8 protein-coding genes and 2 pseudogenes are annotated in these 10,277 nt (G+C 38.6%); 3 read left to right on the top strand and 7 right to left on the bottom strand.

What is annotated here, in order from left to right; translation table 11 throughout:
* Positions 1-556 precede the first annotated feature (556 nt).
* From AC2FA3_RS14710 to AC2FA3_RS14700, 3 genes are all read right to left on the bottom strand, one after another.
* Positions 557-2,518, bottom strand: coding sequence for an oleate hydratase (locus AC2FA3_RS14710; RefSeq protein WP_490510232.1), 1,962 nt, complete (start codon positions 2,516-2,518; stop codon positions 557-559).
* A 106-nt stretch (positions 2,519-2,624) separates the two neighbouring features.
* Positions 2,625-3,278, bottom strand: coding sequence for an HdeD family acid-resistance protein (locus AC2FA3_RS14705; protein ID WP_058023642.1), 654 nt, complete (start codon positions 3,276-3,278; stop codon positions 2,625-2,627).
* Between the two features lie 101 nt (positions 3,279-3,379).
* Positions 3,380-4,006 carry a TetR/AcrR family transcriptional regulator gene (locus tag AC2FA3_RS14700; RefSeq protein WP_490510230.1) on the bottom strand — a complete coding sequence of 209 codons (627 nt, stop codon included), beginning with the start codon at positions 4,004-4,006 and terminating at the stop codon, positions 3,380-3,382.
* A gap of 435 nt (positions 4,007-4,441) precedes the next feature.
* On the opposite strand from AC2FA3_RS14700, the gene AC2FA3_RS14695 reads away from it, so the two are divergent.
* Positions 4,442-4,747 carry a dehydroquinate synthase/iron-containing alcohol dehydrogenase family protein gene (locus AC2FA3_RS14695; RefSeq protein ID WP_441344401.1) on the top strand — a complete coding sequence of 102 codons (306 nt, stop codon included), beginning with the start codon at positions 4,442-4,444 and terminating at the stop codon, positions 4,745-4,747.
* Between the two features lie 462 nt (positions 4,748-5,209).
* On the opposite strand, the pseudogene AC2FA3_RS14690 reads toward AC2FA3_RS14695, so the two are convergent.
* The 3 genes and pseudogenes from AC2FA3_RS14690 to AC2FA3_RS14680 form a co-directional block, all read right to left on the bottom strand.
* A pseudogene (locus AC2FA3_RS14690) lies at positions 5,210-6,491 on the bottom strand (IS256 family transposase).
* A gap of 43 nt (positions 6,492-6,534) precedes the next feature.
* Positions 6,535-6,723: pseudogene (locus tag AC2FA3_RS14685) on the bottom strand (integrase core domain-containing protein); the annotation flags it as partial.
* A 9-nt stretch (positions 6,724-6,732) separates the two neighbouring features.
* Positions 6,733-7,623, bottom strand: coding sequence for a LysR family transcriptional regulator (locus AC2FA3_RS14680; RefSeq protein ID WP_068406606.1), 891 nt, complete (start codon positions 7,621-7,623; stop codon positions 6,733-6,735).
* A gap of 231 nt (positions 7,624-7,854) precedes the next feature.
* Between AC2FA3_RS14680 and AC2FA3_RS14675 the strand changes: the two genes are divergently transcribed.
* Together AC2FA3_RS14675 and AC2FA3_RS14670 are read left to right on the top strand one after the other, a co-directional pair.
* Positions 7,855-8,250 carry a CidA/LrgA family protein gene (locus AC2FA3_RS14675; RefSeq protein ID WP_227679471.1) on the top strand — a complete coding sequence of 132 codons (396 nt, stop codon included), beginning with the start codon at positions 7,855-7,857 and terminating at the stop codon, positions 8,248-8,250.
* 9 nt (positions 8,251-8,259) lie between these two features.
* On the top strand, positions 8,260-8,958 hold the full coding sequence (locus tag AC2FA3_RS14670; protein WP_068406601.1) for an LrgB family protein: 699 nt from the start codon (positions 8,260-8,262) through the stop codon (positions 8,956-8,958).
* Positions 8,959-9,282: 324 nt separating this feature from the next.
* Here AC2FA3_RS14670 and AC2FA3_RS14665 read toward each other — a convergent pair whose 3' ends face one another.
* Positions 9,283-10,173 carry a LysR substrate-binding domain-containing protein gene (locus tag AC2FA3_RS14665; protein WP_201546004.1) on the bottom strand — a complete coding sequence of 297 codons (891 nt, stop codon included), beginning with the start codon at positions 10,171-10,173 and terminating at the stop codon, positions 9,283-9,285.
* Positions 10,174-10,277: the final 104 nt, after the last annotated feature.

Raw genomic sequence — 10,277 nt, 5'->3', positions numbered from 1 at the left:
TCAGGAGTATAATGTCGTGTTTTCATTGTCGTATTCTCTCAGAATATTAGGTCTCCGACAATACCGGGGCGGTTCAATCTGTGATCGGTGCGCTATATAGTAGACATCGAGCTGCTAGTATTTGCCATAATTATTCTTCTAGGAACAATGGTCGGTTTGGAGAGTTCTATACTGCCCATTTTAGATGGTGAAAAGGTAGTGATTTAACACCATTATTGGAACATGTTCAGTGCGTTATACAGACATCGAACTCCTAGCATTAGGTGTGAATTTAATGGCGACTAAATCAATAGCAGGGGTTATTATCATTAATTTTTCTTATTAAGATCTCCCATTTTGGTTTCTACAGGACTGTCTTGTGTAGCTCACATGATCCATGTATTACAAAAGCACAAAAAAAGGTGATAGAGAAATCATCATAGTAACTGTAACTGCCTTAGCTTTTAAAATAGCCAGCTACAAGCTACAGATCACTACTAGAGTTTCATCTACCACCTTCACTATCTTATGGTGACTGAGCGTTTAAGCCACCACAAGCGTTGCAGTCTAAAGGAGCTTATTTATGCCAAATACCTTTAATAGACTCCCAATACTCTGAGAAAATAGAGTCATTACGCTTCGTTTCTTCCTGACTATCTAGATGGGTAGGTGGCAAGATATGCTCATAATAGGTATCTTTTAATAGCTTACGTAATAAGCCTTCTCCAATAAATCCTTTGCCATCATTTAGCGTATTTGCCGCTCGTAATAGGTGACGAATGTCATATTGCGATGGATCTATATCAGGCACCTGTTTTTTGATATTCAGTAGGCTATATACCGCGACTCTAGCCGTACGAACAGAGCTTTCGACGGTGAATACCACATCATTTCTAGTTTCGACAAATTGTCCTACTAAGCCTAGATTAGTACAACCTTGCGGTACAATTTCAGGGCGGTCGCCTTGCGCACGTACCATAAACTGTGAGGTGATATATGGCATATAAGTAGATCTAACAATGGTATTGTCAACCACGCCGTCTAACTCATTGATAATACCAAGGTGGTGGCAGAGCTCTGCTAAAATCTCATTACCTGTACATTCTGGCATTGGTTTCTTAATATAATTGCCATCTTTATCCATCAGCAAACTATACACCCAAAGTACTAAGGTGTCCTTTGGTTGATCAGGGAAATGCGGCTGACGGTTACAAGTAAAGCTCATTACCCAGTTAGAATCGGTAAAGGTGACGATACCACCTGTGGCTGTTTTACCTGAGTAAGGATCATTAACAGACAGCTCTTTAACTTTATCTACCAATGCAGAAGGCTTACAAGTCAGTGTCGCTGACATCCATGCAGACTCATTCACATTGCTATTGAATTTTTCAGGATGACCAAAGACGCTGGATTTATGTGCAAGATTGTTCCAAAGCATCCAACCTTTTGATTGACCTTGATTCTCTAACATAGCGTCTAGGTTTGGCGCAGAGTCATTATCACCATATCGTGTGTCGTCAGTCATTGTGCCTGTGGTTGCTACTACATAATCATTCTCTGTAATAGTAATACGGGTAGGCTTACCGCCTACTTCTGCAATGATGGCTTTGACCGTTTTGGTTGACTCATCAGCTGAACCCTTAACAGATTCATGGTCATCAGCTTGATTAAACTCAATATCTAAATCCGTCACCGAAGTATCGTATTGGAATTTAACCCCTTTTTCGATGAGATGGTTACGTAGCGGTACGATAAACCCATCATATTGATTGTATTTTGGAAATACTAGCATCGACATATTATGCAGACCATCTAAGTCATGCAAAAAGCGGTGCATATATAGTTTTAACTCAAGCAAGCTGTGCCATTTTTCAAAGGCAAACATGGTGCTCCAAAGTATCCAAAAGTTACTTTCAAAGAAGCTGTCGCTAAAGTAATCGTTGACTCGCACATCATCTAATTCTTCTTTGCGTTTTAGTAGGAGACGTATCAAGGCTAATTGATCAGATTTTTTTAGAGTAACACCATTCGTTTCTTTAATTTCACCTTGCTGATGTACCAAACGAGCGATTGAATAGTTAGGATCATCATCATTAATCAGTCTATATTCATCTAGTACGCTGTATGGCTCTGGCATCTCTACTGCAGGAATATCTTGGAAGACATCCCAAAAGTTCTCGTAGGTAAATTCCATCTCACGGCCACCACGTATGATGTAGCCATTCTCAGCATTACCTGAGCCATCCATGGAGCCGCCTGACACCTCTAGTTGCTCTAAAAAGGTGATATTTTCTGCTGGTACTTTACCATCACGAATGAAGTAGTAAGCACTAGATAATCCTGCGATGCCGCTACCGATGATATAGACTTTACTGTCTTTATAAGCGTCGGTTGGTCTACCAATATTGCGTTGATAGTTGCCTATTTTGTCAGCGAACGGCAAGGTGTTTTGTGGGTAGTGGTGTGGATAGGCTTTATTAGCATCTGGCTGATGTGGAAAGCTGTCGATAGTTTTTTGTTTTTCATTAGTCTTTTTCATTATGATCCCCTTAGTGGGTTAAAGAGTCTTATGACTCAGTGTTGTTTTAAAATGAAGCTGCTATTAACTTAAATATTTATAGGTCAGTGACCAAATGAGAATGTAGTTATTGTTTACTGTTTAATACGTTATTAATTTCTTGTGATACTAAATTGAACCTACTTCTTAGTTCATTAGAAATATTATTTGGTAAGTCTTTTAGTCTTTTTAATTTAAAAGCAAGGTACATGCTGAAAAAGCCACTGGTTATCAGGGCTAAGCCAGTCCATATAACAACTGTCATGCCACCAAGTATAGGGTTAGATAATAAGATAAAGGAGAAAACAATACCGACAACCCCTATTACTGTTAAATACCCCCAATCAGAAAAGCCATATTCTTTTAACTCAAATGAATGGCTGACAGCACTAATGGAACGAAACAATACTAAAAAACCCACATAAAAAAGCAGGGTAGCTTGCGATACTGCCGGGTTAACAAACAAAAGAACACCAACAATTAACGTTAAAATCCCAAGGACTAAAAACCAACCCCAATTATTAAGTACCTCCTTATTTAATAAAGAAAATGCAATTTCAGAAGCGCCTGAAATAATGAAAGATATGCTGAATAAAATAGCGAGCGCAGCATAAGACTCAAGTGGTGAAACAAAGGTATATATCCCGGTGGCAATAAAAATAATGCCAACGACAAGTGGAATATACCAATGATTAATAGTTTTATTGATGGTGCCGAAGATATTTCTAGTGATTGAACTCATTTTTAATCTCGATATCTATGTATGTTGCAAAATAACGGCTTGATATAATATTAATTGTCTTTAATGCAAAAAAGCTACGAGGTAGATCGTTGTGATCTATCTCATAGCTTTTTGGCGCAGGTCGTGAAAAGCGTTAAAACATAGTCTACATGCTGCTCAATAAATTCATCAGAAAAAGGGTCTTTCCCAGATAATCTTGCAAATTGAGGGGCAAAGGTATAAATAGACGTGGCTGCCCCCAGTAATAAGTAGCGAATATGCATACTGTCTCCTTGAGGAGCCAATCCTAGTTTTTGTGCTCTTCGAATAATATCCAGCTCTTCATCATAAATAGTGCGTAAATAGTTTTCGACAAACCAGTCAAGTCTTTCCGAATCTCCTTGATTAGCCTGTATCAAAAAATGATGAATATCGGGGTAGTTGGCACAAAACTTTATAAAATCTTTTAACAGCACTTTCACTAAAGTACGAGCTTCAGCATCTTGCATGTTTCTGCGCTTCTCAAAATTGTGTTCACTGTAAATCTCAAAACATAATTTTGCGGTGGCTTTCCATAACGCCTCTTTAGAACCGAAATGATGGCTAATCAAGGTGTGGTTCACCTCTGCTTTTTTAGCAATGGTTCGCGTTGAAACACCATCAAAACCTGTTGAAGCAAACTCGGAAAGGGCAGCTAACAATATCTTATTTTTAGTTTGTAATGAGCGTTCTTGCTCTGCACGTTTCACGGGCTTCTCTTATTTATATTAAGCTTCTTAATCCTTATATTAACCAACTGTTCAATTATCAAATGTTAAGTTATATTATCTTTTTGTTTTATTGTGTAATTATTATATGTAGTAGTAAGCGCACGGCAGTAGATTTGGTTTGCCAAGCATTAATTTAAAGGTTCGATGTTCAAGCGGTACAACTGTTTCGATAATATCCCTATAGAGAGCTTTTAGGTACGTTGAAGAATGATTTAGCGTATAGCAAGGCTATAAAAGAATTTCATGCCATTATCAATATTACTAAATATATTGAGCTTGAACACAGCTAGATTAAGATTCAAAAAGGTTTGGTCTATAAAATGCCAAGACAAATGTAGTTTGATCATTATCATCAGGCTGAGTAAATAAAACTTCTTAAGTTAATGTCTGCGGGATTGACAGCATAGGTCAGCAATATTATTACCGCATGTATGCCGTTATAATTTGATCGCCAATGTACAAAAATTTGCTGATATCGCAGAATTTCTCGGAGAAAATACAGTAGATTGTTCAGCGATAGAAGCGGCTGAAAAAGCCATTAATGCCTTGTTTAGACTTTCTGCCGATGTCGCCATCCCTGGCCATCTCAGCGAATTAGGAGTCAAAGAGCAAGACTTTGAACTCATGGCAGATAATGCATTAAAAGATGGTAATGCCTTTAGTAATCCACGCAAGGGAACAAAAGAAGATATCGTATTAATTTTTAAAGATGCATATTGATGATGTAGCAATAAATACTGTTGATATTTACTATTGGCAGTTTAAAGAATAACGAGAAAATAGATGAAGCTATCCTAGGTAATAAAAATTATTGAGGATAGCAATTCCTAATCTAATGCGGTTATCAAAATTAATCAAGAGAACAATGCTGAGTACGAGTATCGATGCCTATGTGGCGTACTAAACACGAATAGAAAATGCATAGTAAGTACATTACAAAGCACATTGCGTAATATTTCATAAAATTAAACAATTAACATCTTTAGCTTACAGCCAAATATTCGAGTCCTAACTAGAAAGTTGAATGTTCGCTAAGTACATTAAAACTACCTTATCCACTCAAACCATTGGTGCTACTAGCCTAAATATCTAAGGGTCCATTTTAAATAAGGATTAGTGGTCACGAAGGGTAGTATTTTCTAAAATATATCGAGACCATCCCAGATTCTGTGTAACTGCCCTTTAGATTAAATGCTTACTGATACGGTCATCAAACATAATCATAAAACGATTCAGAGCAGACGTCCAGTTACGGATTGGCATCGACCACCTTGACGACGCCTGCTGAGTTGCTAGGTAGACTACCTTGAATGCTGCCTGATCAGACGGGAACACCTTACGTTTATTCACCGCTGTCCGAATGACGCTGTTTAGCGATTCTATCGCATTAGTAGTATAAATCACTTTTCTGATGTCTTTCGGATACTCAAAGAACACCGTTAAGCCCTCCCAGTTATTACGCCAAGACTTGACCACGTGCGGGTACTCTGTGCCCCAAGTCTCATCAAAGTGCTCGAGATTGGCCTCTGCTATCTCAAGCGTATCAGCGCCGTAGATGGCTTTTAAATCAGCCGCTATTGCCTTTTTATCCGTCCACGGCACAAACTTCATTGAATAGCGTACCATGTGTACGATACACAGCTGAACCTTGGCTTTGGGATAAACGGTATTGATGGCATCAGGGAAGCCCTTTAGACCGTCAACACAAGCAATGAGGATATCTTGTACCCCGCGGTTTTGTAATTCAGTGAGAACACCTAGCCAGAACTTAGCGCCTTCATTCTCTGATAGCCACATGCCAAGCAGCTCTTTTTTACCATCAAGTCCCACGCCTAGCGCCAGATAGATCGCCTTGTTGATGATCTGCTTGTCTTGGCGTACCTTAACGACGATGCAGTCCAAATAGACGATAGGATAAACACTGCTCAGCGGCCGGTTCTGCCAAACGGTGATGTCCTCTAATATGTTATCGGTGACTCTTGAGACAAGAGAGCTTGAGATGTCGACGTCATAGAGCTCTTTGATGCTCTCTACAATCTCGGTAGTGGTTTGACCCTTGGCGTATGAGCGAGGATCAGCAAGTGTCTGGGAGACACTTGCCCGAAGCGCAAGACGTAAGGCTATGCCTGTAGTGAAATATGATTTTATCATCAAGGCCACTAATACGGGTTTGATGCTTACGCACTAACGCAGGTTCAAAGTCACCATCACGGTCTCTTGGGGTGGATATCTCAAGCTCGCCTGTGTCACTGCGGACGGTCTTTTTAGTGTGCCCATTGCGCTTGTTAGGCTTGTCTGCTTTCTCATGCTTGGGGTAGCCGAGATGGTCTTCCATCTCAGCCTCTAAGGCAGTATCGATAAACGACTGCATGAGCTGCTTCTGAAAGTCTTTGATGTCATCGAAGCTGTTCATGCTACCAGCCATTTGCTCGGCCAGTTTTTTAATGTCAGATTGAGTAGTCATTGCTTATTCTCCTGTTAGTGGATTATAAGCAGTTACACACTTTTTAGGAAAGGCTCTCAAACTCAAAAGGCGATACATAGCCCAATGCACTGTGTATACGCTTTTTATTGAACCGATCTACCCAATTCAATGTCGCAAGTTGTACATTCGCTAAACCTTGCAAATCTGCTTTCAAATATTCAATCACCTCTGTTTTGTATAACCTATGCCCTGTTACAGCCAAAGCATTATCAAGGCCTAGTTATATATTTTTTCTTATGTTATCAAGCCAAGCTTGCATACTTGGTGTAAGCAAGCGATGACGGCGCCAAGCCATGACAAGCTCCCATTTTAACTGAGGTTGGGTTAGTGGCAAGCAGACTAATCCTGTTAAATCCAACTTTTGAGTATAATATTGAGGCAAAAGAGTCACGCCCATATCCTGTTTTACCATGTCAAGAAGCAAGTGCCACTGATTGGTTTGGCAAATAATATTAGGTTCAAAACCTAGTGATTGACAGTTTTCTATAATCATCGGAGTAAATGATGAATTGGAGGTAAATAAAATTAGGGGGGCATTTGATAGTGACTTAAGTGTTACCTTGGTTTTTTGCTTACCCATACGGTTTTTATTTGCTACGACCACCACTGGATAGCAACATATCGACAAGTAGTCAAAATCATCGTCAATCGGCTTCATCAATGTTGCCACATCAAGTTGCCCCTCTAGAAGGGCCTGCTTAAGTGACTCAGCACCATCTTCGATAAGTGAAGTTTCTATACTAGGATGCATTTGGTAAAAGTTAAAAATAGCTTTGCTTAGTATTTCACTGCCTAACGGTGAAATACCCAAACGCAATTTACCACCTATTAATTGCTGATAATCTACTACTGTTTGTTCAAGATTATCTGCCTTTTGTAAGATATCAACTGCTTGAATATAGAGGTGTTCGCCAATTTCCGTTAAATTAACTAGCCGCTTTTTTCTATGAGTCAAAGGCTTATCAAACAGAGCTACGCCTAAATATTCTTCAAGATTACTGATAGATTTGGTAACGGTGGGTTGGGTTAAATTGAGTTGAATACTGGCTTGAAGAAACCCACCTGTTTTTACAACTGTCACAAAGCAGCGTAATTGTTTCAAAGTTATCATGAATAATAAACCATGGTTAGGAAGGATAATGAAATTTATTATAGAAATTGGGAATAAAAATAAAAATATAATTCATAATTTATGACTATGGTATTTTTATAATAAGTAGTCTCTAATCAACAAACAACAATTATTATGCGTAATCCTAATATTCGCTTATCCCTATCTTTTGTAGATGAAAAAAAACTTACACTTCAAAAGTTCTATCGCCAATCATGGCTTCATGTCCTTATGCAATGCGCTATTATCGCAGCTGTCTGGTATTGTGCTGAGATATTGGTTGAATTATTGCATTTACCCGTATCCTCAGGCGTCTTAGGAATGTTTTTAATGCTGATATTATTAATGAGTGGTGCTATTAAGGTTAACTGGGTCAGACTGGGTGCAAAATTTGTTTTGGGTGAATTAGTATTAATGTTTATCCCGCTTATGATGTCAATACTTCAATATAAGGCGCTGTTTGTCAGTAAAGGATGGCAATTAATGCTGACAATTATCTTGAGTACCGCGATGGTGATGTTAAGCTCAGCATTAACCTTTATCATGGGGCGCCGTTTGCAACGTAGATTGTATCGTCATCAGATTCATAAAGCCCAATTAAACCTAAAAAATGATAATAATGCGTGAGGATTTGCGATGAATACTTGGTCAATCCTTTGTCTCATTTGGACATTAGCTGCCTATTATATGGCTAGAGTAGTCTATGTGCGCTATCGAAAATCTTGGCTAAACCCTGCTATCACGGTTCCAGTAGTAACGCTTTCATTAATGATTATTTTTAATATCTCTTATGATACTTATTGGAAGGATACAGCTTGGATTGTGCAGCTACTTGCCCCCGCAACGGTTGCGTTTGCTATACCTATTTATGAGTATCGTCGTTTAATACGTCAACATGCTTTGGCTTTGACCGCTTCCATAACTGTCGGGATGGTGGTGGGGGTCTTAAGCATATATATATTCGCTGGTTTGTTTCATTTTGATAAGACCTTGACCTATAGCTTGATGGCCCGTTCAATATCGACACCATTTGCGTTAGACTTATCTGAAAAAATTCACGGATCTTCCTCTTTAGTCTCATTGTTTACTTTGATTACAGGGATGGTGGGAATGATTTTAGGGGATATGATCTTGACTTTTTTTCGTATTCGCTCCCATCTTGCAAATGGAATCGCATTTGGTAATGCATCACACGGTTTTGGTACAGCCCGGGCAAGTCAGCGCAATGAGGATGAGGGCGTTATAGCAAGTTTAACAATGATTTTAGCGGGATTGTTTATGGTATTCTTAGGTCCTTCATTAATACATGGCGTAATGTTATTCGGGCAAGTTTAAGCAAATATATATAGAGACCCTAATCTATATTAAGAATAGATATGATAACAGCCATTATCACTAACAGATAAACAATAAAAAAACGTATAAATTTCCGTTTTTATTCTAAAGTTAATTCGACTTTAACTAAATGTAATGAGCTTTATTTCTTTTAAACTTCAACCTATTAACTTATATTATTTGAATATCAGATAAAATGAATGACTATTTTTTGAGGATACGAGTGTTTATGAGTTATTGAATCGGGATTTTCTAAATCATCATTTTAAACCCCTTAACAAATCATTATTTTTCTTGTAACAACAAATAAGATAGAGGATTTCTTTACTCACACTGAGATTCTAACCATTTACATAGTTTAATAATATCATCCTTATTTTTCTTTAATTCCTTGTAAACGAAGTAAAATTTATCCCCTGTTAGTAGTTCATGCATTGGGATTTTAACGATATTTTGTTTATAGGCGTCATCCTGCATCATATAATTATTGGTAAGAGTAATGCCCAGATTGTACCTTGCGGCTTCTATCGCTAGTAGCACATGACTAAAATGATTTATCTTTATATCGCTTGGCAATTCAAATCCGCCTGCCTTACACCACCGCAGCCAATCCTCTGCTGTATTCACGCTTGTATCTGCATATCTCACAGACAATATTGGATGCCGCCACAATGCGTCAGGAAGGGGTTTATCTCTTATTTTCTCCCAAAGCTTTTGACCACAAACAGGATATAAAGTTTCAGTAAATAAAAACTTACTGATGAAAGCATGTGGAGGAGGATCGACGGTGATATAACAATCGGCCCTTTGCTCATTATAATCAGAGGGATGATTAACCATATCTAAAGTAAGTTCTATTTCTGGATACTGTCTATAGAAGTCTTCTAATCGAGGAATCAACCAATTCACTGCGACTGAACTGTACAGAGCTAAGCGTATATGCCCAGGTTTTCCATGTTTAATAATCTGACTACTATCTGAAAGTAGACCCAATGCGCCACTCACATCTGTGAAATAACGCTCACCAACCTCTGTCAACGAAAAGGTCCGGCCTTGCCTGTAAAACATTGCTTCCCCAAGATACTCTTCAAGGATGCGTATTTGGTGACTCACGGCACTTTGTGTCACATTGAGGCTTTCTGCTGCTTTTGAAAAGCTGTTAAGTCGTGCAACGGATTCGAAGCATTGTATGGCACGCAACGGTGGCAAATCCATTATTACCTCAGCTAATACTAAGTATGGTTTATATCATTATACATCATAGCGTTACTTGCATATACTGCCTGACAGATCGTTAAATCAGCATGAACCCATTGGGG

The sequence above is a fragment of the Janibacter sp. CoH_79_TC_3 genome (assembly GCF_058197955.1).
Note: the sequence above shows the minus strand (reverse complement) of the source record. Positions and strands in the feature narration are given on the sequence as shown.